19 protein-coding genes are annotated in these 25,079 nt (G+C 58.0%); 11 read left to right on the forward strand and 8 right to left on the reverse strand.

Going from position 1 to position 25,079, the window contains the following annotated elements; all coding sequences use genetic code 11:
* The gene (locus AVCG78_RS12375) at positions 1-1,920 is read right to left on the reverse strand and encodes a DUF882 domain-containing protein (RefSeq protein WP_156583084.1); all 1,920 of its coding nucleotides are present in this window, start codon (positions 1,918-1,920) and stop codon (positions 1-3) included.
* Positions 1,921-2,320: 400 nt separating this feature from the next.
* Complete coding sequence (locus AVCG78_RS12380) at positions 2,321-3,868, reverse strand: sigma-54-dependent transcriptional regulator (RefSeq protein WP_041697057.1); 1,548 nt, start codon at positions 3,866-3,868, stop codon at positions 2,321-2,323.
* Between the two features lie 576 nt (positions 3,869-4,444).
* On the opposite strand from AVCG78_RS12380, the gene AVCG78_RS12385 reads away from it, so the two are divergent.
* From AVCG78_RS12385 to hemH, 8 genes are all read left to right on the forward strand, one after another.
* Positions 4,445-6,304 carry a M3 family oligoendopeptidase gene (locus tag AVCG78_RS12385; RefSeq protein ID WP_156601721.1) on the forward strand — a complete coding sequence of 620 codons (1,860 nt, stop codon included), beginning with the start codon at positions 4,445-4,447 and terminating at the stop codon, positions 6,302-6,304.
* Positions 6,305-6,323: 19 nt separating this feature from the next.
* The gene (locus tag AVCG78_RS12390) at positions 6,324-7,559 is read left to right on the forward strand and encodes an aminodeoxychorismate synthase component I (protein ID WP_071203347.1); all 1,236 of its coding nucleotides are present in this window, start codon (positions 6,324-6,326) and stop codon (positions 7,557-7,559) included.
* The gene (locus tag AVCG78_RS12395) at positions 7,544-8,188 is read left to right on the forward strand and encodes an aminotransferase class IV family protein (protein ID WP_071203348.1); all 645 of its coding nucleotides are present in this window, start codon (positions 7,544-7,546) and stop codon (positions 8,186-8,188) included. The genes AVCG78_RS12390 and AVCG78_RS12395 overlap by 16 nt, the downstream gene beginning before the upstream one ends.
* A gap of 392 nt (positions 8,189-8,580) precedes the next feature.
* Positions 8,581-9,657 carry a hypothetical protein gene (locus AVCG78_RS12400; RefSeq protein ID WP_071205823.1) on the forward strand — a complete coding sequence of 359 codons (1,077 nt, stop codon included), beginning with the start codon at positions 8,581-8,583 and terminating at the stop codon, positions 9,655-9,657.
* A gap of 165 nt (positions 9,658-9,822) precedes the next feature.
* Positions 9,823-11,265: a homospermidine synthase gene (locus AVCG78_RS12405; protein ID WP_015917077.1), complete on the forward strand. Its 1,443-nt coding sequence runs from the start codon at positions 9,823-9,825 to the stop codon at positions 11,263-11,265.
* A 361-nt stretch (positions 11,266-11,626) separates the two neighbouring features.
* The gene (gene omp10, locus AVCG78_RS12410) at positions 11,627-11,995 is read left to right on the forward strand and encodes an outer membrane lipoprotein Omp10 (RefSeq protein ID WP_041697066.1); all 369 of its coding nucleotides are present in this window, start codon (positions 11,627-11,629) and stop codon (positions 11,993-11,995) included.
* A 183-nt stretch (positions 11,996-12,178) separates the two neighbouring features.
* Positions 12,179-14,095, forward strand: coding sequence for a 5'-nucleotidase C-terminal domain-containing protein (locus AVCG78_RS12415; protein WP_071584626.1), 1,917 nt, complete (start codon positions 12,179-12,181; stop codon positions 14,093-14,095).
* A 148-nt stretch (positions 14,096-14,243) separates the two neighbouring features.
* On the forward strand, positions 14,244-15,278 hold the full coding sequence (hemH, locus tag AVCG78_RS12420) for a ferrochelatase (RefSeq protein WP_071205818.1): 1,035 nt from the start codon (positions 14,244-14,246) through the stop codon (positions 15,276-15,278).
* 153 nt (positions 15,279-15,431) lie between these two features.
* Here the strand turns inward: hemH and AVCG78_RS12425 are convergent, their stop codons facing one another.
* Positions 15,432-16,523 carry an acyltransferase family protein gene (locus AVCG78_RS12425; RefSeq protein WP_071205816.1) on the reverse strand — a complete coding sequence of 364 codons (1,092 nt, stop codon included), beginning with the start codon at positions 16,521-16,523 and terminating at the stop codon, positions 15,432-15,434.
* A gap of 339 nt (positions 16,524-16,862) precedes the next feature.
* Between AVCG78_RS12425 and AVCG78_RS12430 the strand changes: the two genes are divergently transcribed.
* Positions 16,863-18,896 (forward strand): methyl-accepting chemotaxis protein, encoded by a 2,034-nt coding sequence (locus tag AVCG78_RS12430; protein ID WP_071205814.1) that lies wholly within the window; start codon positions 16,863-16,865, stop codon positions 18,894-18,896.
* An 82-nt stretch (positions 18,897-18,978) separates the two neighbouring features.
* Here the strand turns inward: AVCG78_RS12430 and AVCG78_RS12435 are convergent, their stop codons facing one another.
* From AVCG78_RS12435 to queC, 4 genes are all read right to left on the reverse strand, one after another.
* Positions 18,979-20,193 carry a hypothetical protein gene (locus AVCG78_RS12435; RefSeq protein WP_071205812.1) on the reverse strand — a complete coding sequence of 405 codons (1,215 nt, stop codon included), beginning with the start codon at positions 20,191-20,193 and terminating at the stop codon, positions 18,979-18,981.
* Between the two features lie 88 nt (positions 20,194-20,281).
* Entirely contained in the window at positions 20,282-21,109 is an 828-nt protein-coding gene (gene queE / locus AVCG78_RS12440; protein WP_409065478.1) for a 7-carboxy-7-deazaguanine synthase QueE, read from the reverse strand.
* Positions 21,028-21,384: a 6-carboxytetrahydropterin synthase QueD gene (gene queD / locus AVCG78_RS12445; RefSeq protein WP_071205810.1), complete on the reverse strand. Its 357-nt coding sequence runs from the start codon at positions 21,382-21,384 to the stop codon at positions 21,028-21,030. Before queD ends, queE begins: the two co-directional genes overlap by 82 nt.
* A gap of 4 nt (positions 21,385-21,388) precedes the next feature.
* The gene (gene queC, locus AVCG78_RS12450) at positions 21,389-22,096 is read right to left on the reverse strand and encodes a 7-cyano-7-deazaguanine synthase QueC (RefSeq protein ID WP_071205808.1); all 708 of its coding nucleotides are present in this window, start codon (positions 22,094-22,096) and stop codon (positions 21,389-21,391) included.
* Between the two features lie 197 nt (positions 22,097-22,293).
* Here queC and AVCG78_RS12455 point away from each other — a divergent pair, with 197 nt between their 5' ends.
* Positions 22,294-23,328: an SPFH domain-containing protein gene (locus AVCG78_RS12455; RefSeq protein WP_071584627.1), complete on the forward strand. Its 1,035-nt coding sequence runs from the start codon at positions 22,294-22,296 to the stop codon at positions 23,326-23,328.
* A 6-nt stretch (positions 23,329-23,334) separates the two neighbouring features.
* Positions 23,335-23,793 carry an NfeD family protein gene (locus AVCG78_RS12460; protein WP_071205805.1) on the forward strand — a complete coding sequence of 153 codons (459 nt, stop codon included), beginning with the start codon at positions 23,335-23,337 and terminating at the stop codon, positions 23,791-23,793.
* 244 nt (positions 23,794-24,037) lie between these two features.
* On the opposite strand, the gene AVCG78_RS12465 is transcribed toward AVCG78_RS12460, so the two are convergent.
* On the reverse strand, positions 24,038-25,033 hold the full coding sequence (locus tag AVCG78_RS12465) for a KpsF/GutQ family sugar-phosphate isomerase (RefSeq protein ID WP_015917089.1): 996 nt from the start codon (positions 25,031-25,033) through the stop codon (positions 24,038-24,040).
* Positions 25,034-25,079: the final 46 nt, after the last annotated feature.

The following is a 25,079-nucleotide window of genomic DNA, read 5'->3' on the forward strand; positions in this document are numbered from 1 at the left end:
TTACCTTACCGCGCCAAAGCGACCCGGATCGATGGCCTGGGCGCCGGGGGTAAAGCCGGTCTGCGATGCCTCAACCGGTGCGGTGATGGCCTGGGTTACGACACGCCCGCCACGGCCAGCCTTGGCTGGCGGCTCGATGCGGTTCTTGTTCATCGCCCATTGCGAAATCATCGTGCGGGTCAACTCGGTCCCGCCGGTCAGACCACGGCTGGCAGCATCCGCTTCACTCGGTCCAGGGCGTCCGCCCTTGACGGGAAGCGAAGCTTCACTCACACGGCTTGCCGATTTGGGCTGGTCAAAGACATCGCCAAACTGGCCCGCACTCGGCTTGGTACGGGAGGGCTGCGCAAGCGAAGCCACCTGTTGCTGCTGTGCCTTAGCTTGAGCTGGCGGCTGGGTCACGCCCTGAGCCGGAAGTGGTCCCTGGGTGAGAACGGCGACGGCTTTCGGCTGCACTGCCGGATTGACGACCGGCTGAGGTCTCTCAGTGGGAGCCGCAGGCCGAACTTCGGCAACAGCTGGAGTAACGGAAGGCGCTGGCCGGTCACGCGGGATCACCACAGTCTTCAGCGGCGCGCCATCCTGGCTCTGTTGCAGTGCCTCGGCAGCAGCCGGAGACAGCATGGCTTCTTCGACCGTGGACGGCTCGTCGCTCACCTGTGGACGCTGTTGCGGCAGGGTTGCCGCCATAGCATCGGCAAGCGCTGGACGGCCAGCTGGCACCGGAATATGCTGGGCAATGGGGTTGCTATCATCAGGCGATCCAAGCGACGCGGTCATCACCGGCTCTGCATCACCCTTCATGCCACGTGGCCCAAGCAGGGTCGGCACCGGAACCTTGTAGGCGGCCAGATCTTCATAGCCGCTTGACGGCGCGCCAGCGTCACCCGACGGATTGCCGGCAACTTTCTGCAGGGCATCCTCGGCAGCATTGCGCCCGCCAGGAGAGTAAAGCGCCACAGCCAGACTATCGTCACCTTGGCGCAGGGAAGGACGCGATTGCGGAACGGGAGCCGCGATATCAGGCGCCGCAGAGGCCACGGCCACAGGCATCGGACTGGTTGGCGTTGGATTGGTCAGCTCGGCAGGCCTTGGCGTAGCGGCAGGAGCCGATGCCCGCACCGGTGCGGCTGGGGCTGCATCTTCGTCACCCTCGTCCTCATCACCGCTGCCAAACAGCATGGCCATCAGGTTTCGCGGCCTGCCGCGTGGCGAGGATTTATTATCCGCCATCAATATTTGTTCAGACCCCAATCGTTTCTTATATTCCTCCATCGCCACCTGATAGCCTGGAAGCGGCTTGCCATCGGCAGGAATATGCAGGGTCTTGCCATCGGGGAACATGCGCACCAGTTCGCTGCGCGGAACGCGCGGCCAGGAGCGGACGCCCGCCACATCCATATGCACGAAAGGCGAACCGGAATTGGGGTAATAGCCCACGCCGCCCGCCTGGAATTTCATGCCGATATCGCGCAGGCTTTTCAGCGGCACGCCAGGGATGAAGAAATCCATCGCGGTGCCATTCATATGCTGGCTTTCCTTGGCGACGCCGGAAGAACGCGAACGCAGCATGGCATTGGTGGCTGGCGAACGATAACCGGAAACGACATAGATATAACCGCTGGCACCCGCCTTTTGATAGACCGACCAGACGAGGTCGAACAGGCGCGGGTCCATTTTGGTCGCTTCGTTGCGTCGCCAGTCGCGCACAATATTGTTGAGCTGCTGCAAGCCTTTGGGATCGTAGCGGCCATTGCGCTTGAAGGTGATTTCCTGCTTCTCGCCGGTATGGACGAAAAGGATTTTCAGTGAACGCGTTTCAGCGGCGGCCGAACCGGTCGTGGCATAGAGTGCGGAAAAGGCGATCGTCATCAGGACCAGAGCTGTCAGAACCAGCTTGGATATGTTCGCCCAAATCATGGCCGTGCGGTCAAGCCGCCCTGGCCCTGAGGGCGATACAAATGCACCAGATATCCGCAAAATCCGTCCCCGTCAGAAAAGTCACATCGCTCGCTTATCACATGACTGTGAAATACGGTATCCACATGGCAATTTTGCCACATCGTTCAAATTGATTCTTATATGGTGAACCAATTCATAACAACCCATTGACAACCAGTAATCAATCATCCTTACCCGGGGGTTAACAACTATCGATCCGTCTAGCTTTTGTGCGTAACGGCTGAAATACTCAGCCGGCCAGACTTTAAGCAAAACCGGCGCCCTTATAGCCCAAAATGACAACGCCGCCCACCCTGTCAGGTGCGCGGCGTGTTCAAATCTTCAGCCGGGCGCTGAAAAAACCCGGATATCACCTTTTTCAGGCGGCGTGCTTCTGCGGATTATCCGGGTCGATCCCGTAATCCTTCAGTTTGCGATAGAGTGTTGAGCGACCGATTCCAAGCTTGCGTGCCACCTGGCTCATCTGACCCCGGTAGAATTTCAGCGCGAAACGAATCAGTTCTTCCTCGATCTCAGCCAATTGCCGGACATTGCCGCTCTCGTCGATGCTGACGATGACATTGTCCAACGCCACCGGACGCGGGTCCTCGGCGCGGGGGGCAGGTAGCCGGTCGATAAAGGCCAGTTCCGGCCGGTCTGCACCGCGCGGCGCCACCTGTTCCGGCTGGCTTTCGGCCGTGCCAGGCAGACCCGACCAGAACTTGTCCTGCGCCAAACCGCCTGGGATCTGTGCCAGGATCTGCGGGAAATCGCTTTCCGTCAGATCCGTACCTTCGGCAAGAATCACCGCCCGGTAGATGGCATTTTCCAGCTGGCGAATATTGCCGGGCCAATCGAAGGCCGTCAGCAATGCAAGTGCGCCAGCCCCCAGAGACAGGGTCCGGGTCAGACGCTGCTCTGCCGAGAACCGTTCGGTAAAGGCGCGCGCCAGGAAGGGAATGTCCTCCTTGCGGCGGCGCAGAGCCGGAATGGTGATGGGGAAGACGTTGAGGCGGTAATAAAGGTCCTCGCGGAACCGGCCAGCCTTGACCTCTTCGATCAGATCCTTGTTGGTCGCCGAGATCAGCCGCACATTGACCTTCTGGGTCTGGCGGGCGCCGATAACCTCGATTTCGCCTTCTTGCACGGCCCGCAGCAGCTTCACCTGGGTGTCGAGCGGCAATTCGCCGATCTCGTCGAGGAACAGCGTGCCGCCGTCAGCCTCGGCGAACTTGCCGATATGGCGTTCCGTGGCACCGGGAAAAGATCCCTTTTCATGGCCGAACAGAATGCTTTCCACCATATTGGCGGGAATGGCAGCGCAATTGACCGTGACAAAAGGCCGCGACGCACGGTCGCTGCCCGACTGGATAGCCCGGGCGACCATTTCCTTGCCAACGCCCGATTCGCCTTCCAGCACGACAGGGATATTCGATTGGGCCGCACGGCGCGACAGGTCGATGACCCGGGTCATGGCCGGACTTGCCGAAATGATATCGGAGAAATGCACCGCCCCGGTGCGTGACCGGCGTGCAGGACGCGACTTGGCGTCGCGCTGGTCGACGCGCAGTGCATTGCCGATGGCCGATGCGATTCGCTCCGGCGAGACCGGCTTGACGACGAAATCGAAGGCGCCAGCCCGCATGGCCTGCACAACGGTATCGATGCCGCCCTGACCGGTCTGCACGATGACAGGCACGTCCGCCTCCTGACCGCCGATGGCGACCAGAAAATCGAGGCCGGATACGCCCGGCATCATCAAATCGAGCAGGATGACGGAAATCTCCGCCTTGTGCTGACGGAAATAGGCAAGGCCTGCCTCTCCGTCCTCGGCCAGATGGGCAACATGCCCCTGGCTTTCCACAGCGGCCTTCAACAACCGGCGTTGAACCGGATCGTCATCGACAACGAGAATATGAGCGGTCAATTTTAGCTCCCCGAGTCCTTATGGCGTCTGGCGCCGGTTGAAACATTGGACCATGTCCATAAGCGGCAGGATCAAAAACAAGATCCTCTTTCAAGTTCGGTCTTCTACAAACCCGGCCTCTTGCGGACCCGGCCACAACCCCTGGAAAAGCTGCGCATTCCAGGTTCCCTCCGCAAGCAAAGGCTGTAACCGTCGTCCTTGTCCCGCAAAATGCCATGGAGTTTTGAAAAACAGGTTCCAACATTTGCTAGGATTTTATCTATAGCCCGCCAAACTGTCCGCTTCGATACAATGCCTTAAAAAAAAGACTGCAAAAAGCCTGGGAATCCCGGCCTTCGACACAGTCCAATTCCTCCGTGCCGCGATTTTGTCAAATATCGGCACAGACGTCTTTTTCATAAAATGCCAGATCGACGGGTAGAATGGCAAGCGCTGAAATGCACAGACATCTGCCATATGCTGTTGTCGGGTGCCTTTGCCATGCTATGACTGGGGATATCTCATGCCAAACACATCGGACCGGCGCCTGTTCCATTTTGGTGACGGCGCGGCCCGAAAGACCACAAGGGTGCCATCATGCCTTTCAGCCCCGTTAACCAGACCCGACTTACGGCAGCCGAATCCGCCAGCGTACCAGCGCACGGCCAAGGCCTCGGCACGCTGCCCGAATGGCAGCTCACCGATCTTTATCCGGCCCCCTCCTCGGATCTCTTCAAGGCCGACCTCGCCAAGGCCAGCGAAATGAGCCTGGCCTTTGAGACCAAATGGAAGGGGCGGCTGGAAGATGCCGCCACCAAGGACGCGGATCAGGGCCTGGGAGCCGCGCTGAAGGAATTCGAAGAACTCGAAGACCTGCTCGGCAAGATCGGCTCCTATGCCGGTCTCTATTATTATAGTGAGATGACCAAGCCGGAAAACGGCAAATTCTTCGGCGATGTACAAGCCAGGCTGACGGAGCTTGCCGCCCATCTGCTGTTTTTCACGCTGGAGCTGAATCGGCTGGACGATGCGGTGATCGATGCTGCCATTGCCCGCGATCCGGCCACCGCCCATTACAAGCCCTGGCTGATTGATCTCAGGCAAGACAAGCCCTACCAGCTGGATGACAAGCTCGAGCAATTGTTTCTGGAAAAATCCCAGACCGGTTCGGCGGCCTTCAACCGGTTGTTCGACGAGACCCTGGCAAGCCTGCGGTTTGAGATTGACGGCGAACAGCTGACGCTGGAACCGGTTCTGACCATGTTGCAGGAGGCCGATCCGGCCTTGCGCGAAAAGGCGGCCATGGCGCTGTCGAAGACCTTCAAGGACAATATCCGGATTTTCGTGCTGGTCACCAATACCCTGGCCAAGGACAAGGAAATTTCCGATCGCTGGCGCGGCTTTGCCGATATTGCCGATAGCCGCCACCTGTCCAACCGGGTGGAGCGTCCCGTGGTCGATGCGCTGGCGGCTGCGGTGCGCGATGCCTATCCGCGCCTGTCGCACCGCTATTACAAGATGAAAGCCAAGTGGCTTGGCCTGGAGCAGATGAATTTCTGGGACCGCAACGCCCCCCTGCCCGACAGCATCGACCGGATCATTCCCTGGGACGAAGCCCGCCAGACCGTGCTGTCAGCCTATGGCAGCTTTGCGCCTGATATGGCAGAGATTGCCGGTCGCTTCTTCGATGGCGGCTGGATCGATGCCCCCGCCCGGCCCGGCAAGGCGCCCGGCGCCTTTGCCCATCCGACCGTGCCGTCTGCCCATCCCTATGTCTTGGTCAATTACCTCGGCAAGCCGCGCGATGTGATGACGCTGGCTCACGAATTGGGCCATGGCGTGCATCAGGTTCTCGCCGGCGAACAGGGCGCGCTGATGTGCCAGACACCGCTGACGCTGGCCGAAACCGCCTCGGTATTCGGCGAAATGCTGACCTTCCGGGCGCTGCTGGAAAAGGCCAGCGATGCGCGTGAGCGCAAGGCCATGCTGGCCCAGAAGGTTGAGGACATGATCAACACGGTCGTGCGCCAGATTGCCTTCTACGAATTCGAGCGCAAGCTGCACACCGCCCGCAAGGAGGGCGAGTTGACGGCGGAAAAGATTGGCGAACTGTGGCTATCGGTGCAGGAAGAGAGCCTTGGACCGGCCATCAAAGTGTCCGAAGGTTATGAGACCTGGTGGGCCTATATTCCCCATTTCATCCATTCGCCCTTCTATGTCTATGCCTATGCCTTTGGCGATTGCCTGGTCAATTCGCTCTATGCCGTCTACCAGAACGCTGAACAGGGCTTCCAGCAGAAATATTTCGATCTTTTGAAGGCTGGCGGCAGCAAGCATCATTCCGAGCTTCTCGCGCCATTCGGTCTGGATGCCACTGATCCGTCCTTCTGGGCCAAGGGACTGTCGATGATCGAAGGGCTGATCGACGAGCTGGAAGCGCTTGACGCCAAAGCCTGAACGGGCAGATCGAGCCACGATGGCGCAGTCCGAACCGTTTCAACCGTCGATCCTGTTTCGGAATGACAAAAGCGGTGAAACGCTGGTGTTTACCGATCCGGTGGACATCGTCGTCGCCCGGCGGGGCGGCGACGTGCTGCCGGCGCTTGCCCAGCTGGAACGCGCCCGCCAAGAGGGCTACTGGCTGGCGGGGGCGCTGGCTTATGAAGCGGGCTTTGTGTTTGAAGACAAGCTGAGGCCGCTGATGCCTGATGGGCGAGACGTGCCGCTCCTCCAGTTTGGCATTTTCAACGCGCCATCTGACCCTGCTCATCCCTTGGGACACTCACATCGATTGGGACACCCACCTCACCCCGAGAGCAACACCCACCTGCTGGAAAACCCGGTTGCAGCCTGGGATTTCGAGACCTATCGGCAGCAGTTTGACACCCTGCATCAACATCTCAGGCAGGGCGATTGCTACCAGGCCAACCTGACCATGCCCATTGAAGCGGCCTATCGGGGCAGCCCTCGCGACGTCTTCTGGTCGCTGATCGCCCGTCAGCCGGTCTCTTATGGTGCGCTGGTGGAGCTCGGCGGTCCGGCCATCGTCTCGCGCTCGCCGGAACTGTTCTTCAAGGTGGATAGTGACGGCTTTATCGAGACCCATCCGATGAAGGGCACGGCGGCACGCGGCTCTGATGATGCCGAGGACGAGGCGATCAAGGCGGCAATGCTGACGGACGAAAAGACCCAGGCCGAAAACCGGATGATCGTTGATCTCTTGCGCAACGACATCTCCCGGATCATCGAGCCTGATAGCCTGACCGTGCCAAAACTGTTCGACATCGAGACTTATCCGACCCTGCACCAGCTGGTCAGCCATGTGCGCGGCAGGCTTTTGCCTGGAATGGGCCTTGGCGATATTCTCGAAGCGCTGTTTCCCTGTGGCTCGATTACCGGCGCGCCGAAGTTGGCCGCCATGCAGATCCTGCACCGGCTGGAGGCGGGGCCGCGCGATATTTATTGCGGTGCCATCGGCTTTTGCGATCCAGCAGGCCCCATGCAGTTCTCCGTTGCCATCCGCACCCTGACTTTATTTGATCAACCGGCCATTTCAGACCATTTCCCTGAACAACAAGGGCTTTTCAAAAGCCGCCGGGCGGTTTTCAATGTCGGTGGCGGGATTGTTTTTGATTCGAAGCCCGAACAGGAATATCAGGAATGTCTGCTCAAGGCGCGCTTTGCGGTAGGTGATCAATGGATTTCACGCTGATTGAAACGCTCCGCTGGGAGCCAGGCCAGGGCTTCATCAGGCTCGACCAGCATTTGCGGCGCCTGTCGCGCTCAGCCGATGCGCTGGGTTTTCGCCAGCCGATCAAGCCCGAAGCGGCATTAAAAGAAGTGGTACATGGCGACACCCCGCTCCGGGTGCGCCTTGCCATGAATTTTCGTGGCAAGCTGGAAGCTGCGGCAGTTCCCTTCGAATCCGTCGGCGAAAACACCATCTGGCGTCTTCGCATCGCGCAAAAGACCCGGCTGAATTCAGAGGATACGCTCTATCGCCACAAGACGTCGCGGCGCGATCCCTATGACGCCGCCCGCGCCGAATTTTCTTCTGATGAGGCCGACGAAGTCCTGCTGCTGAACGAGCGTGGTGAAATCTGCGAGGGGACATTCACCAATGTCTTCGTGCAGGGGCTGGATGGCATGCTGATCACCCCGCCGCTGACCAGCGGTCTCATTCCTGGCATCCTGCGCGCCGAGCTGATCCGGGACCGCAAGGCCCGCGCCGATCTGTTGAAACCGGAAAGCCTGAATGGACGGGCGATCTTCGTCGGAAACAGCCTGCGCGGCCTGATCCGCGCCGAACTGGTGGAAGAACAGCACAGGGCTGTCGCTTAATTTTCATAAACTGAAAAAACAATAGCAACAACAGGATCGACCGTTTGATCGAATGGATGGTCCTGGTGGTTTTTACGATTTTAGTTTTATAATATAAAATTAAAATGAAAACTCTACAGTAAAAATAAATTTTTAGTTATTACAAATATCATGAATATAGATTCTCAAATTGTCATATTAAGAGAATTGGTAGATAAAATTACGTATTGATTATTTTAAATAGGTAAATCAATATGGAAAACAATATTTATTATAGAAAAATAGGAAAATTAATATTTACTATATTAGCTTCAATATTTATTTTTGGGAATAGTGAAACCAGTTCCTTTGCGCATATAAAGTGGTTTCAATCTTTTAATATCCAAGAGCAACCTGTATTACCGGGTCAGTTTATGGCGACACCAACCTGGTTGCTTGGCCTCGCCCTGAGCCTGCCTGCGCTCTGGGCCTGTGTAGCGATTGACGCGGCAGGAAAAAGCGCCCGGCTTGGCCGGGTCCTTTCCTTGATACGGCGACCCTTTGGCTTCAAGGCCGACGACCTGGTCCGTCTCACCATTGCATTTTGGTTATCCTGGCTCTGGATGCTCCCGGAGCCGATCTGGTTGACACCGGAACTCAAAGCCCCGGATGCGAGCATTCAGTGGGTGCAACTCGGATTGGCCGCGCTTTGTCTCTCCCGTCGGGGGGCCGGCCTGACCGGACTTGGCCTGATTGGTTTATGGATTGGCGCGGCCCGCCAATACGGAACCTATCATCTGCTGGATTACCCTCTCTTCCTGGGATTTGCCATCTGCCTGATCGCCATCAGCCTCGACAGGCTCCGGGTCCGGGTTCTCGCCAGCGTCACCGCCCACCGGATCGGCCTTCTCGGCGCAACGATGTCCTGGACGCTGATGTGGGCGTCCATGGAAAAATGGGCTTTCGCAGACTGGTCGCTGACGCTGCTCTGCGCGCGGCCCTATTTGACGATGGGGTTGACGCCAGAAGTCTTTCTCAGCCTCTCCGGCTGGTTTGAATTTGGCGCCGCCGCCATGCTGCTGCTGGGGGGGCCCGTTGCCAGCCGGCTATCGGCCTTTGCACTGCTGATGATCTTCGGCTCCGCCGTGCTGGAATTCGGCCGGGTGGATCTGGTTGGACATTTTCCGATCATCGCGGTTCTGGCCATCACCATCTGGAAAGGCAATGGCCAGGTCGGCGCCGCGGTCAATTTAACCCGGAAATCCGCCCTGACGCGCGCCTTGCTTCTGCCACTCACCTATATCGCCGCATTGTTCGTCACCGGCATCGCTTATATCGGCGGCTGGAATTTCGCCTATGACGATGGTGCCATGCAAGGCATTACCAGCGAATATGAGCTGGCCAGTTTGCTGCTGTTGTGGCTGGCAGCCGCCCTGATCCTTATCTTGACCCTGATCGCTGCCATAATGCTAGGCAGGCGGGAGCGAAAGCGCACGGCGGCGGATACCTGATCGAACAGCTTCGGGCAGCTACCTGTGCCCGAAGGCAATCTCTTGAAACGCCGTCTTTATTCTGTCGTTGAATTATGCTCTAGGGAAGAGAAGGAACCCGGTCAGAGCAAAGCCGTGTTCGCAAATCATGCGCCTATGGCAAACGGCCTTCCAAGGAGAAAATGAATGACCACCCAGACCTATCCGGTTTACGGCGAGATCACCGGTCCGATCGTGATGATCGGCTTCGGTTCGATCGGCCGGGGCACCCTGCCGCTGATCGAACGCCATTTCAAGTTCGACAAGAGCCGGATGGTGGTCATCGACCCGCGCAATGACGAGGCCGAATTGATGGCCAAGCATGGCATCAAGCACATCCAGGCGCATGTCACCAAAGAAAACTACAAGGACCTGCTGAAGCCGCTGCTGACAGAAGGCGAAGGCCAGGGCTTCTGCGTCAACCTGTCGGTCGATACCGGCTCGCTCGACCTGATGAAGCTGTGCCGCAAGCTGGACGTGCTTTACATCGATACCGTGGTTGAGCCTTGGCTGGGCTTCTATTTCGACAAGAATATGAAGAACTCTGAGCGCACCAACTATGCACTGCGCGAAACCGTTCGCCAGGAAAAGAACAAGAACCCCGGCGGCACCACCGCCGTTTCCACCTGCGGCGCCAATCCGGGCATGGTCTCTTGGTTCGTCAAGCAGGCGCTGGTGAATATCGCCAATGAAATCGGCCTGAAATTCGAAGAGCCAGCCGTCGGTGACCGCGAAGGCTGGGCCAAGCTGATGAAGAAGGTCGGCGTCAAGGGCATTCACATTGCTGAGCGCGACACGCAGCTCGCCAAGACCCCGAAGCCGCTCAACGTGTTCTGGAACACCTGGTCGGTGGAAGGCTTCATTTCCGAAGGCTTGCAGCCAGCCGAACTCGGCTGGGGTACCCATGAAAACTGGATGCCGAAAAACGCCAAGAAGCACAAGAAGGGCTGCAAGGCAGCGATCTATCTGGAGCAGCCTGGCGCCAATACCCGCGTGCGCACCTGGTGCCCGACGCCCGGCCCGCAATACGGCTTCCTCGTCACCCACAACGAATCGATCTCGATTGCCGATTACTTCACGGTCGAGAAGGATGGCGAGGTCGCCTATCGTCCGACTTGCCATTACGCCTATCATCCGGCCAATGACGCGGTTCTGTCGCTGCATGAAATGTTCGGCAATGGCGGTACCGCCCAGCCGGTCCTGCATGTTCTCGATGAAAACGAGCTGGTCGATGGCATCGACGAGTTGGGCGTGCTGCTCTACGGCCACGAAAAGAACGCCTACTGGTATGGTTCGCGCCTGTCGCTGGAAGAAACCCGCCGGATCGCCCCCTACCAGAACGCCACCGGTCTCCAGGTAACGTCCGCAGTGCTGGCCGGCATGGTCTGGGCCATCGAGAACCCGAAGGCTGGGATCGTCGAGGCCGACGAAGTTGATTACAAGCGCTGCCTGGAAGTGCAGTCGCCCTATCTCGGCCCGGTCGAAGGCCATTACACCGACTGGACCCCGCTCGACGGTCGCCCCGGCCTGTTCCCGGAAGACCTCGACACCAAGGACGCCTGGCAGTTCAAGAATATCCTGGTGCGCTAAACGCTGCAGAACGGCGGATGGCAATATCCGTCTGCCGATCTGAAACAATGGCCTGAAATAACGGCGCCGCGCATCGAAAAGCAGCGCGGCGCTGAGAACAACATGGCACGCTTTTCATGTCCCTGTGGAACAACAACGACATGATTGTGTTCAAGTGGCCGGGAAGAGGTTGGAAGCCTTGCTTTCAACCGATCTTCGCGGCATGGTCGCCAGCATGGAACCTGATCGGCCCTCGTGGTATTTCAGGAAATCGGTTGTCACCAACCGGGAATATGAAGAGCAAGAGACCTCTCCGGCCGAGGCGACCGGGCAGAGGCCAGAGACATAGGCGGCCATAATGTCCTGCCGGATGGAGACTGTCATGAAGGTCAAAAGCATCGCAATTTTGCTCGTCGCGGCCTTTGCCGTGTCCTCCTGCGTGGGCACGCCGCCGCCGCGCCAGGTCGCGTATAATGCGCCGCAGCCACAGGGCGTTGATGGCGCCTGGGTCGATCCGAACGGCATCGTTTCCACCTTCCAGGGCGGCACGTTTGCCACCCGCTCCAGCGATACCAATGCGCTTCTGGCCTCCGGCACCTATACCAATACCTCGCCGACGCTGGTGGAGATCAACATGACCTCGCTGGTGCGCAAGACCCAGTCGCGGGTCAATTGCGCGCTGGTTTCGCCAGAACAGTTGAACTGCACCACGGATGCCGGCTCGAATTTCTCGCTGCGCCGCAAGATCTGACGCGTCAACTCATCCACGCTTGGCAAAGCCGGTCCAGGGGGCCGGCTTTTTGCTGTTCTGGCTTATTTTCGCTTGCGATAAACCAAGCACGATGGAAACATGCAACCTTCCGCAAAAGCCCGATAAGAACGTCATAAAAGAGGGGTAACCAAAGCGGGTGTTCCATGAAATCAGGAGTTACGGATGTTAAAAAGATTTAAATTTGGCCTGTTGAGCGCCTCGGTGCTCATCCTGTCGTCGGGGGCGGCCTTTGCCGATTTCGAACTGAACATCCTGCATATCAACGATTTTCACTCACGGATCGAGTCGATCAATAAATATGATTCGACGTGCTCCGCGGATGAGGAAAGCAAGAACCAATGCTTTGGCGGTGCGGCCCGTTTGAAGACGGCGTTCGACCAGACCCGCGCGGCATTGGCTGGCAAGAATGTCCTGTCGCTGAATGCCGGTGACAATTTCCAGGGCTCGCTGTTTTACACCACCTACAAAGGCACAGCCGAACTGGATGTGATGAACATCCTGAAGTTCGATGCCATGACACTTGGCAATCACGAATTCGACGACGGTGAGACAGCCATCGGTCCCTTCCTCGACAAGGTGCAGTTTCCGGTCGTGGTCGCCAATCTGGAAGCCAATGCCGAATCGAAGCTGAAGGACAAGTTCAAGCCCTCGACAATCCTGGAAATTGGCGGCCAGAAGATCGGCATCGTCGGCGCCGTTACCCCGGAAACCGTGGAACTGGCATCGCCGGGTCCGAATGTGAAATTCACCGACGATGTCGTTGCCATCACCGAAGAAGTGAAGAAACTGAAGGCCGAAGGCGTCAACAAGATCATCGCCCTCACCCATGTCGGCTATCACCGCGACATGGAAATCGCCAAGATCCCTGACGTCGATGTGGTGGTCGGCGGCCATTCCCACACATTGCTGTCTAACAGTGATCCGAAGGCCGAAGGCCCCTACCCGACGCTGGTCGACAATCCCGGCGGCTACAAGGTGCCTGTCGTCACCGCTGCCTCCTACAGCAAATATCTCGGTGATCTGACTGTTGTTTTCGACGATAACGGCGTGGTGAAAAGTGCCAAGGGCGATCCGATCCTGATCGATTCGAAATTCAAGCCTGATGAAGCAATGACCGCCAAGGTCAAGGAACTGGCCGGTCCTATCCAGGAATTGCGCCAGAAGGAAATCGGCGAAAGTGCCGGCCCGATCGACGGCGCCTCCACCACCTGCCGCGCCAAGGAATGCGCCATGGGCAACCTGGTGGCCGAGGCTATGCTGGATCATGCCCGCAGCCAGGGCATCAGCATCGCCATCCAGAACGGCGGCGGCCTGCGCGCCTCGATCGGCGGCGGCAAGGTGACGATGGGCTCGGTCATCACCGTCCTGCCCTTCCAGAACACGCTTGCCACCTTCCAGCTCAAGGGCTCCGACGTGATTGCAGCGCTTGAAAACGGCGTGAGCCAGATAGATGATGGCGCTGGCCGGTTCGCACAGGTCGCCGGTCTGAAATACAGCTTCGACCGTTCCAAGCCTGTCGGCAGCAGGATCGTCGACGTTCAGGTCAAGGACGGCGACGGCTTCGTGCCGCTCGATACCAGCAAGCTCTATGGTGTCGTCACCAATAATTACATGCGCTCTGGCGGCGACGGCTACAAGATCTTCGCGACAGCAGGACAGAACGCCTATGATTACGGTCCGGATCTCGCCGATGTGACAGCCGACTTCCTGGCTAAGAATTCGCCCTACAAGCCGTTTACCGATGGCCGCGTCAGCGAAGTTACGCCAGCTGGCTATGTCGCGCCAGCGGCCCAGCCGAAGACCGCGACCGCTGCCCAAGCCACGGCACCAGCTCCTGCCCCAACGGCGCCGGCCGCGCCTGCGCCCGCCGCTCCGGCGCCCGTAACCCCAGCCGTTTCCGCACCGCCTGCTGCCGCCCAGCCAACGCAATATACCGTGGTCAAGGGTGATAGCCTGTGGAAGATCGCTGAGGCCACCTATGGCGATGGTGAGGACTGGAAGAAGATTTCCGCCGCCAACAAGCTGCGCCATCCCGACCATATCGAGATCGGTGACGTCCTGACCGTTCCGGCAAAGTAACTTTCAGTTGCGGGAAGCCCAAACCTCCCGCATGCGACAAAAGGTCCGGCCCGGAGCAATCCGGGCCGTTTTTCATTCTGGACAGTGATCTCTTCTCAGTCCAAAAGCGTAACAGCAGCATCGAATTCTTGACCAGGGTAGTCCAAATATGAGCGCGATCGTCAACCATCTTCCGTCCGAACATCCAAAGGTCAATTTCGGCAAGGTCGGCGTGCTGCTCGTCAATCTCGGCACACCTGACGGGACCGACTACACTTCAATGCGCCGCTACCTGAGGGAATTCCTCAGCGACAAGCGGGTCATCGAATGGTCACGACTGTTCTGGTATCCCATCCTCTATGGCATCGTTCTGAACACCCGCCCCGGCAAGGTCGGCAAGGCCTATGCCGAGATCTGGAACAACGACCTGAACGAGAGCTATCTGCGGACTTACACCCGCAACCAGGCCGAGAAAATGGCTGTATCGCTCACAGATATGCCAAATGTCGTGGTGGATTGGGCGATGCGTTACGGCCAGCCATCGATCAAATCGCGCATGGACGCGCTGCAAAAGGCCGGCTGCGAAAAGATTCTGTTGTTTCCGCTCTATCCGCAATATGCCGCAGCCACCACGGCCACCGTTAATGACGAAGCCTTCAAGGCGCTGCTCAAGATGCGCTGGCAACCGGCCCTGCGTACCGTGCCCCAATATAGCGACGATCCGGTCTATATCGATGCACTGGCCAATTCCATCGAAGCCCATCTCGCCAGCCTCGACTGGGAGCCGGAACTGGTGCTGACTTCGTTCCACGGCATTCCGAAGTCCTATTTCATGAAGGGCGATCCCTACCATTGCCAATGCTACAAGACCGGACGCCTGCTGCGTGAGCGGTTGGGCTGGCCGAAGGAAAAGCTGATGGTCACCTTCCAATCCCGCTTCGGGCCTGAGGAGTGGCTACAGCCCTATACTGACAAGACCGTGGAAAAACTTGCCAAGGATGGCATTAAGCGTATTGCCGTGATCAATCCCGGCTTCGTCTCCGATTGTCTGGAAACGCTGGAGGAAATTGCCGGTGAAGCGGGCGAAATCTTCCACCACGCCGGCGGTGAGAAATTCAGCCATATCCCCTGCCTGAACGACAGCCCGGACGGCATGCGCGTGCTGGAAAATGTCGTGCGCCGGGAATTACAGGGCTGGGTTTGAGACGACGGATAATACCAAGCCTCGAAGATGCTCACGCATCCTCGCCTTGAAGGCATTGAAAATATCTCAAATGCGTCAGAGGCTTGAGATATTTTCAAAAGGAATACGAAGAGTCATTTTCAATGAATCTTCGTATAAGTCGTTAAACCAAAATCACGCGGTTTGCAGTTCCGCTGGCCGGGTCAATCGGGCGCCAAGCTCGATTCCCGGCTTTTCAATGAAGCGGTAACTGACCAGGGACAGAAGATAAGTCGCGACAAGCGTGAAGGTTACAACACCGGCCTGCAGGACCGAGTTTGAAACGCCCAATCCGGTCAGAATGGCGATCGACACGTAAAGCGGGATCATGTGGACAAGATAGACCGAGTAGGAAATCTGCCCAAGATGGACCGGCAGTGCCGACCCCAGAAGCCGCGCTGGCAGGTGCATCAAGTGGTGGACGGGTGCCGCTGCAGAGAGCAGAACGACCGCCCAGAGCAAAAGCGGCAGCAATTGTGAAAGCCCTTCGCGGGCAATCGCAATACCGGCAAAGCCCAGAATTGCCAACAGCCATCCCCGCCATTCCCGCCTGCGGTCGAAGGCCATATAGCTGCAGATGCCGATGGCAAAGCGGGAAACCTTATAGCCGATGAACCCGCCGGGAAGCAGATCCGTCATCAGGATCAGGGCAAGGAAGACAGCAGCTCCCAGCGGCCAGCGCTGCTTTTTGGCCAACACCCACAGGAAAAACGGCGCCAGTAGATAAAACTGCCACTCCATGGAAATGCTCCAGGCCTGGCCGACGATCGTATAGGGGGCGCTATCGAGCACCTGATCCGGCACCAGGCCCTGCAACAACGGAACATGGACGATAAGCTGATGACCGAGCGATCCCAGGCCCTGTTGAGCCAGATAAAGCCGGTTGGCATTGGTCGGGGTCGCGAAGGGAATGTCCTGCCAGGCGGAAACCTGCACCTGCAGCAGCACTGTCGAAAGGGCAAGAACCACGAGATATAACGGAAACAGCCGGAAGCCACGGCGGGCAATATAAAGTCCCAGCGGCTCAGCCTTGCGGTCGATCAGGCAGGCGATCACGAAACCGGACAGGATGATAAACACATCCACCGCCAGGACATTGCGGTCAACAATTGGCAGATGCCAGCCGAATGACAAGGAAACATGTCCCAGCACCACCCACCATGCCATGATACCGCGCAGACCTTCAAGTGACGTTATCTTATGGCTTTCACTTGGCTGCTTTTTCATATTCTCACAACATGTTTCGGGAAAACCAGTTCCCGTTCCCCTGCAGCATCCTGCGTTTTACCAAACGTGGAATACTGACCCGCTTAAAAATTTTCTATTGCATACTTCAAATATACAGATTGCGTTTAAAACGCCGTTCTTAATGAGTCCATATTGAAATAAACTTCCCCGCCCTTGCCTGCGGCACTGATCATCCACGCCGATCTTGATGGTGAAAGCAAGCATCCACAATCTGCGGATTGTGTAGCCCACGGGTACAAATCAAAGCAATAATTAATTGTTCCACCCTACATTGAACCTATCGAGGGAGATTGCCGCGCCCCAGCGGAGGAGGAATCTATGCGTATTAATGGTAAAATATATCTACTTGTTTTCATTCTCGGCTTTGCCGCATCCCTGATCGGGGCGATCGGGATTTTCGTGACATTGCGATATGACAACAAGACCGCACAGGTTCTCAATCTATCCGAGCGCGCCTTCCAGGGTGAGCGACTCAACCGCCTGATCACCTCGGTGGTGATGGAATCACGGGGTATCTATGCGGCGAAATCGAAGGAAGATGCAGACAAGTTCGGCAAGGGGCTGACAAAAAGTCTCGATGATATGGATGCCACGCTTCAAACCTGGCGGAAAATGATACCGGAAACCCAGGTGCAAGCCTTCCAATCCATGGTTGCCAAGGCAGCGGAATTCAGGACATTCCGCACGGAAACAGTCCGTTTGGGCACCGAAGTCGGTCCGCAGGCCGCCAATGAGCAGGGCAATAACGAGGCCAACCGCGCCAACCGCAAAGCCTTCCAGACCGAGGTGGATGCCGTCGTCAGCGCCGACAAGAAAGAACTCCAGGCGGTCACGGCATCGGTCGCCAGCTTCCAAACAGCCATGATGATCCTGATCGTCTCGGTGACGGTCATCTCGATCCTGATCGGCGTCGGCCTCGGTATCTATATCGGCGTCAAGCAATTGAGCCGCCCGATCGTTCAGCTCACCGCAGCTATCAAGCGTGTCGCCAATGGGGATTTCGAAACCGACGTGCCGGGCGCCACCCGCAAGGATGAAATCGGCGACATGGCCTTGGCGGTGGAAACCTTCAAGCGCAACGGCCAGGACGTCGCCCGCATGAATGCCCAGGAAGCGGCCCTGCGGGCAAAAAGCGATGACCTGCAATCCAGCATGTCCGTTGTCGTCGCAGCAGCCGCCGATGGCGATTTCAGCAAGCGGATCGGCACCCATTATGACGATGCAAATCTTGATCGTTTTGCTAACAATATCAATGAGCTGATCGCAAGCGTCGAGCGCGGAGTGACGGAAACCCGACGAGTGATCGCCAATCTCGCAAGCGGCGATCTGAGCCAGGAAATGCAAGGCCAGTTCAGAGGCGCGTTCGGCGAATTGCAGGCCAATGTCAACACCACCTTTGAGCGCCTGCGCGACACGATTTCCAGCATCCGCCACAAGACGGACGCCATCAGCGGTAGCACCGGCCAATTGAGCAATGCCACCAACGAATTGTCGATGCGCACCGAAAAGCAAGCCGCCGCTCTGGAGCAAACTTCGGCGGCGCTCGACGAGATCACAGTCGTGGTGCGCGGCTCTTCGGAACGTGCCCAGGAAGCCAGCCGGATCGTGACGGAAGCCACGGAAAATGCCGCGCAATCAGCCGTCGTGGTGCGCGAAGCCGTGGACGCCATGGGCCGGATCGAAAACGCTTCCAAGGAAATTTCCACCATCATCAACGTGATCGACGAGATTTCCTTCCAGACCAATCTTCTAGCCCTGAATGCCGGTGTGGAAGCCGCCCGCGCGGGTGAGGCCGGCAAGGGTTTTGCCGTGGTTGCCCAGGAAGTGCGCGAACTGGCGCAACGCTCCGCCAATGCGGCCAAGGACATCAAGGCGCTGATCACCAAATCCGGCCACGAGGTCGAAGGCGGGGTCAAGCTGGTGCAAAAGACCGGCGAGGCGCTGGCAAAGATCGAAAGCCGCGTGCTGACGATCAACGATCATATCCATTCCATCGCCAATGCGGCCAAGGAACAGGCAACCGGCTTGCATGAAATCAACGCCGCCATCAACCAGATGGATCAGGTGACCCAGCAGAATGCCGCCATGGTCGAGGAAACCTCAGCCTCCACCCATTCGCTCTCCGACGAGGCGCAGAGCCTGGTCGGCCTGCTCAGCCACTTCAAGATTTCCGGGCAGCAAGGCCAAGTTGCGCCTGCGCCTCGTCGCAGCGCACCGCAGCCGGTCTCCGCAAACCTAACCGCCCGCAGCCCGGCTCCGTCTCCGGCCCGCGAACGGGTCAAGGCCGTCGCCAAGGCCTTTGGCGGCGGTGCAGCTGCCGCTCAATCCCGGGATCAGTGGGAGGAGTTTTAAGCCAAGGGCGCAGCGCCTGTGCTATCGATAGACTAATTATTTGATTTGACTATGGTTTAAGGAAAAAATGAGAGGTTGGCGGTCACAGAGAAGCAATCTTGTCCGTAAGCGCCACCCAACCACCAGGCTCCATGATCAAAGCTCCGACATCATAGGACCCAAGCAGGGCCAATACCGACCGTCTTGAACAGATCTCACTGAACAACTCAGTCGCAGGCCCTGCATCCCGGTAGAAATAGAAATTATTCCTGGCCTCTGTGACCACAGTCTTCAACTCAGAGGACGGCAAGCGAGAGGCCGGAGGTGAATGTTCTTCCAAGGCCTGCCTTGCCTGGGAAAGCCCCATGCCGGTCAGCCGTGGTGGCTTGTCGGCCTTGCGCAATTCTTCATTGGCGGCCTTCAGGTTCATGCCGGTCAACCGCGGCGGACGGGAACGGGCGAGATAATCGTCTCGAAGCAGAAAATCATCCGGGTTCAAACGGCGTGTCCGGCAATAGGCAGAGAATTGCTCCTGATAGGCCCGCCAATGAATTTCGAGGGCAAGCCGAGCGCATGACTTAGCATGGAACGCCTTGTCAAAAGTCTTGAAAGCCGAAGTGGCGCCGTTAATACCGGCATTCACGGATGCGGTAGCGATTTCGCCCAGAACAGGCACCGAGCCCGTCACCAGTTTCGTACCCTCTATGCCGGATTTGTGAATCTTCCGCTTGATGACTTCGGCAATAATATCCGACAACGGCACGCCATCAGCTTGCCCCTGATTTGCGGCGTCCACCCTGCTTGCCAGTATTTTCAGCTTTGTCAGGTGACTGGCAGTCGATGCCGTACTGTTGACCTGCTTGGCAACGGAAAGGGCATTGATTGGCAAGGCGCCCATCGATGCTGCAACCGACACCGAACCGGCGATTGAAACAGCATTGCTGCCGATTTCCTTGTACCGTCGGCGCTGCATATATTTCAGCGTCGCAGGGCTTTCACTGGTCAGGTCCCCGCTGCTGTGACCACGTGCCACGAAAAACGGATTCGGCGGCACAGAAATTCCGGCATTGCCCCGCGCCTTGTATCCGTTTCGGCCAGCTTCGGCGACACTTTGTCCCAAGGCTGCATAGCCGGTGCTATTGCCGCCATTGGCTGTCCCGAAAGCCACATCCAGGCATGCCGCCGCAACATCCGTAACGGACAGTGGTGCATCTTTCTTGTCGTATTTGCCTTTTGCATCGGCGGTTGCCGATACCCTGCCAGTATCCTTGAATTTCAACGATTTTGCAGCAAATGCGCTTTTCAGACTTCCAAGCATCGCCAATCCTCCGACATCTTGCACGGACGCAGAATGGCACAGAGATAGTCAAAATACGACGAAAAAGACGCAAAAAGGATAAAATATCTCACACGCCGCGCTTGTTGCCCCAGAGCAGCACATGCAGTTGCGGCAGCACACGGGCGGCAAACCAGCGGTCTTCGACCACCCGGTCCACCAGCCAATGCATCCGGGTCATGATCCCATCCATGTCGATGACCGCGTCATCGTCTTCCGGCGGCGGGGGTGTATGGTTGCCGGGCTGGAGATAGACCGGCAGATGCGGATGCCGGGCGCTGGCAGCGCGCGCATAGGCATAGTCGGCTTCATCGAAGATGATGAACTTCAACACGGTGAGCGGGCTTTGCTGCTCACCGCGCGCTGCGGCTTTCTCAAGACAGAGCGAAAGCGCATCCCAATCCGTTTCCATCCCGCTCGAAGGCGGCTTGGGCGACACCACCAGCACATCCAGATCGGCAAACCAGTCGCGGGCAATCGACCCCTGGGTTTCCAGGGCGAAGCGGTAACCCCGCTCATGACCGTGGGCAATCAGCCCGCCCAGCGGCTGGATCGCCGGATTGCCACCCGATAGCGACACCATCAAAGGCACGCCACCGGACAGGCTTTCCACCTCGGACCAGATGGCCTCGACGCTCATTGGCAGCCATTCTTCTCGAAACCGGCTTTCGACGGCATGCAGACTATCGCACCAGGAACAGCGATAATCGCAGCCGCCCATGCGCACGAACACGGTTGGTTGGCCGATCAGCACGCCTTCGCCCTGAATGGTCGGCCCGAAGATTTCGCTGACCCGGATCACGGTTTCCGACACGGTCACGGGCGATACTCCGCCCAGGTCTTCTGGGTTTCGCTGACCCTGACAGCAGAGGTTTCGGCAAATCGCTGCTTGCACCAATCGTAGAAGTGCTTGGCCAGACATTCTGCCGTGGTCTTGTCGTGACCCAGGACATCATTGAGATGGCGATGATCGAAGGTCTCATCGATATAGGTCTTCAACACCTTCAGCTCATGATAGTCGCGCAGGAACCCGTACTCATTCAACTCCTCGCCCGACAATTCGACCAGGACAATGTAATTGTGCCCATGCAGCCGGGCGCATTGATGATCGTCAGGCAGGCCTTTCAGCTGGTGCGAGGCAGAAAAATGAAATTCCTTGGTAATCCGGTACATGGTTTCAAACCTCCCTGGCCTGGAAACCGGAAGTAGCCCTCACCCAGAAATCCGGGTCTTCGTAGTCGGTAGGATCGGTGACACCGGCCAGATGAAAAGCCTCGCGCCGTTCCACGCAGGTGCCGCACCGGCCGCAATGACGCGCACCGCCCTTGTAGCAGGACCATGTCTGGTCAAACGGCGTGCCGTATTTCGCGCCTTCGGTGACGATATCGGCCTTGGAGACCGTCACGAACGGTGCCAGCAGCTTGACATCGGCATAGCCCTCCAGCGCATGGGCCTGCATGATCTGGAACGCATCAATGAAACCGGGTCGGCAATCGGGATAGATGAAATGGTCGCCGCCATGCACCGCCAAGGCGACCGCATCAGCCTTACGGGCCGCGGCCACCCCGAAGGCAATGGCCAGCATGATGGCATTGCGGTTCGGCACGACAGTGATCTTCATCGTCTCCTCGGCATAATGGCCATCGGGAACGTCGAGATCGTCGGTCAGCGCCGAGCCGGTCAGGCTGGCGCCAATATTGGTCATGTCGATGATCTGGTGCGGCACGCCCAGCCGCTTGGCCGCGAGTGCTGCAAAATCCAGCTCTTTTTTATGACGCTGGCCGTAATCGAAGGAGATCAGGCCGATCAACTCATGCTCCGCCGCCATTTTGTCGGCAAGCGAAACGGAATCGAGTCCGCCAGAGCAGACGACGAGTATTTTCATGGTTCTAGTCCTTGTTTTTTCCGGGTAGGCTGCGACCGGTGGTGAAAACCGTGGCCCTGATAGCGCAGAAGTGAGGTTTTGCAAACCCGCCCGAACGGGTAATTGCCCGGAGAACGACCCTAGATTTTCCATGGCACTGGTAACGGGGTGGGGCCAAGCTTACATAGGGCTCAACAAAATGGCGGTGGGGAGAAGACATGTCCGGCTTCGATATTCTGGTTATTGCCCTGGTGGGCTTCGTCATCCTGGTGCTGATTGCCGGGATCAAGACCGTGCCGCAGGGCTTTCGCTATACGGTGGAACGCTTCGGGCGCTATACCCGCACACTGGAACCGGGGCTGAACATCATCACACCTTTTATCGAGACCATCGGTGCCAGGATGAATGTGATGGAACAGGTGCTGGATGTTCCGACCCAGGAAGTCATCACCAAGGACAATGCCAGCGTTTCCGCCGATGCCGTGGCCTTCTATCAGGTCTTGAACGCCGCCGAGGCCGCCTATCAGGTTGCCAATCTGGAAAACGCCATTCTTAACCTGACCATGACCAATATCCGCTCGGTCATGGGCTCGATGGATCTCGACGAACTGCTGTCCAACCGCGAGGTCATCAATGACCGGCTGCTGCGAGTGGTGGACGAGGCTGTACGTCCCTGGGGTATCAAGGTCACCCGCGTCGAGATCAAGGACATCCAGCCGCCCAAGGATTTGGTCGATGCCATGGGCCGCCAGATGAAAGCCGAGCGTGAAAAACGCGCCCTGGTGCTGGAAGCTGAAGGCTTCCGCAATGCCCAGATTCTGCGGGCCGAAGGCGCCAAGCAATCCGCTATCCTTCAGGCTGAAGGCCAGAGGGAAGCCGCCTATCGCGAGGCTGAGGCCCGCGAGCGTCTGGCCGAAGCCGAAGCCAAGGCGACGGCCCTGGTTTCCGAGGCAATTGCCGCTGGTGACGTCCAGGCCATCAACTACTTCGTCGCGCAGAAATATACCGAGGCGATGACCGCAATCGGCACCGCCTCCAACTCGAAAATCGTGCTGATGCCGATGGAAGCCTCATCGCTGATCGGCTCGCTGAGCGGCATTGGCGCCATCGCCCGCGAAGTGTTCGGAGGCGATGCTCCGCAGGCGAGTTCCAACCCGGCTCGTGCCTCTGGCTCATCAACCAGAAGCGTTCCGAAAACCACCACAGTCAGTACCACGCCCGCGATCAATCCCTTCGCCAAGTCGGAGGAATAAGCCGCGATGTTCGCCACGCTGGTCGATCAATGGGGACCGTGGAGCTGGTTGGTGCTGGGGCTGGCACTGCTGGCCGTCGAACTGGTCATGCCCGGCATGTTCATGATCTGGATCGGGCTGGGCGCCATTGCCACCGGTCTGCTATCGCTGGCTTTCTGGGGCGATGCCTTCTGGCCCTGGCAGGTTCAAGCGCTGGTGTTTTGCGCTTTTTCAGTCGCCGCCATCCTGATCGGACGTAAGTTTCTGCGCTCCGACGCCAGAAGCAGCGACGAGCCGCTGCTCAACCAGCGCACCGCAAGTCTTGTCGGGCGAACTGCCACCCTCCAGGAACCGATCCGCGAGGGCCGTGGTCGCATCAAATTGGACGATACGTTTTGGACGGTGTCGGGACCGGATCTGGAGACTGGAACCCAGGTCAAGATCATCGCTGCCCATGGGCGCGATTTGACGGTTGATGCGGTTTGAAGAGGCCTATCTAAAAAATAATCCGAGTACTTCAGCGAAACGTCGTGTTTTGTCTCGCCTCGACTCCTCCACTCCGAAGTCATTTTCCACCGGAAAAGATCCAAAGACGTTTTCGGCTCTATCCCTCTTCTCCCCAGCGGGAAGAAGGTCCCGGCAGGGGGATGAGGGGGCGGCGGAGCCGAAATACTGAAAGTCTTTTACGCTGCGGGTTCAATATAAACCTGCCGACGCTATCACTCACTCGTTAAGCCACACCAATCCGCAACAGATCATGGAAGTGGATAATGCCGTTTGGCACACCGTCTTCATCGGTCACAAACAGCGCCGAAATATTGTGCTGGTTGAGGATCGCCATGGCTGTCGTGGCAAGTGTTTCGGTATGGACCGTCTTTGGATGACGGGTCATCACTTCTTCCACCATCCGCTCACCGAGATTGCGGTTGAGGTTACGGGCAATATCGCCATCGGTGATGATGCCGACCAGACGGTTGGCGCTGTCGGTGACGCCGACGCAGCCAAAACGCTTCTGCGACAGCATGATAATCGCTTCCGGCACCGATGTGCCTTCCGGCACCAGCGGCACGTCCTCGCCGATATGCATCATGTCGCCGACATGAGTCAGCATCGCGCCCAGCTTGCCGCCCGGATGGAAGGTCTTGAAATCATTCGGCCCAAAGCCACGGGCTTCCAGCAGCGCCAGCGCCAGCGCATCGCCTAGCGCCATCTGCATCATGGTGGAGGTTGTCGGCGCCAAGCCATGCGGGCAGGCTTCCTGCACCTTGGGCATCAAAAGCACGATATCGGCTTCACGTGCCAACGTGGATTGCTCACCGGCGGTAATGGCGATCAGTGGAATGGAAAACCGGCGAGTGAAGGACAGGATGCCGTTCAGCTCGGTGCTTTCGCCGCCCCAGGACAGGGCAATCACCACATCGTCACGGGCAATCATGCCGAGGTCGCCATGATTGGCTTCCGCCGGATGGATGAAGAAAGCCGGCGTGCCTGTCGAGGCAAAGGTCGCAGCGATCTTGCCGCCGATATGGCCGCTTTTGCCAACGCCGGAGACGATCACCCGCCCCGAGCTTTTGCCGATAACATCGATTGCGTTGCAAAACGGCCCGGCAAGATACCCTGCCAAAGCCTCTTCCAGGGCCGCCAGCCCGCTTTGTTCGGTAGCGACGACACGCAATGCAGCCTTGATGGCGCTTGCTTCCACGAGTTTTACAGCCAGCTTGTTCATGGCAATGTCCATAGCGCTAATGAACTTAACTGTCCATTCACCCTTG

The sequence above is a fragment of the Gillisella vitis genome, from assembly GCF_021559775.1.
GTDB classification, from domain to species: Bacteria; Pseudomonadota; Alphaproteobacteria; order Rhizobiales; family Rhizobiaceae; genus Allorhizobium; species Allorhizobium ampelinum.

What these genes read in the sequence shown, in the direction of transcription:
- AVCG78_RS12375 (WP_156583084.1), bottom strand. Translation starts at nt 1,920, where the DNA reads ATGATTTGGGCGAACATATCCAAGCTGGTTCTGACAGCTCTGGTCCTG.
- AVCG78_RS12385 (WP_156601721.1), top strand. Translation starts at nt 4,445, where the DNA reads ATGCCTTTCAGCCCCGTTAACCAGACCCGACTTACGGCAGCCGAATCC.
- AVCG78_RS12390 (WP_071203347.1), top strand. Translation starts at nt 6,324, where the DNA reads ATGGCGCAGTCCGAACCGTTTCAACCGTCGATCCTGTTTCGGAATGAC.
- AVCG78_RS12395 (WP_071203348.1), top strand. Translation starts at nt 7,544, where the DNA reads ATGGATTTCACGCTGATTGAAACGCTCCGCTGGGAGCCAGGCCAGGGC.
- AVCG78_RS12400 (WP_071205823.1), top strand. Translation starts at nt 8,581, where the DNA reads ATGGCGACACCAACCTGGTTGCTTGGCCTCGCCCTGAGCCTGCCTGCG.
- AVCG78_RS12405 (WP_015917077.1), top strand. Translation starts at nt 9,823, where the DNA reads ATGACCACCCAGACCTATCCGGTTTACGGCGAGATCACCGGTCCGATC.
- omp10 (WP_041697066.1), top strand. Translation starts at nt 11,627, where the DNA reads ATGAAGGTCAAAAGCATCGCAATTTTGCTCGTCGCGGCCTTTGCCGTG.
- AVCG78_RS12415 (WP_071584626.1), top strand. Translation starts at nt 12,179, where the DNA reads ATGTTAAAAAGATTTAAATTTGGCCTGTTGAGCGCCTCGGTGCTCATC.
- hemH (WP_071205818.1), top strand. Translation starts at nt 14,244, where the DNA reads ATGAGCGCGATCGTCAACCATCTTCCGTCCGAACATCCAAAGGTCAAT.
- AVCG78_RS12425 (WP_071205816.1), bottom strand. Translation starts at nt 16,523, where the DNA reads ATGAAAAAGCAGCCAAGTGAAAGCCATAAGATAACGTCACTTGAAGGT.
- AVCG78_RS12430 (WP_071205814.1), top strand. Translation starts at nt 16,863, where the DNA reads ATGCGTATTAATGGTAAAATATATCTACTTGTTTTCATTCTCGGCTTT.
- AVCG78_RS12435 (WP_071205812.1), bottom strand. Translation starts at nt 20,193, where the DNA reads ATGCTTGGAAGTCTGAAAAGCGCATTTGCTGCAAAATCGTTGAAATTC.
- queD (WP_071205810.1), bottom strand. Translation starts at nt 21,384, where the DNA reads ATGTACCGGATTACCAAGGAATTTCATTTTTCTGCCTCGCACCAGCTG.
- queC (WP_071205808.1), bottom strand. Translation starts at nt 22,096, where the DNA reads ATGAAAATACTCGTCGTCTGCTCTGGCGGACTCGATTCCGTTTCGCTT.
- AVCG78_RS12455 (WP_071584627.1), top strand. Translation starts at nt 22,294, where the DNA reads ATGTCCGGCTTCGATATTCTGGTTATTGCCCTGGTGGGCTTCGTCATC.
- AVCG78_RS12460 (WP_071205805.1), top strand. Translation starts at nt 23,335, where the DNA reads ATGTTCGCCACGCTGGTCGATCAATGGGGACCGTGGAGCTGGTTGGTG.
- AVCG78_RS12465 (WP_015917089.1), bottom strand. Translation starts at nt 25,033, where the DNA reads ATGAACAAGCTGGCTGTAAAACTCGTGGAAGCAAGCGCCATCAAGGCT.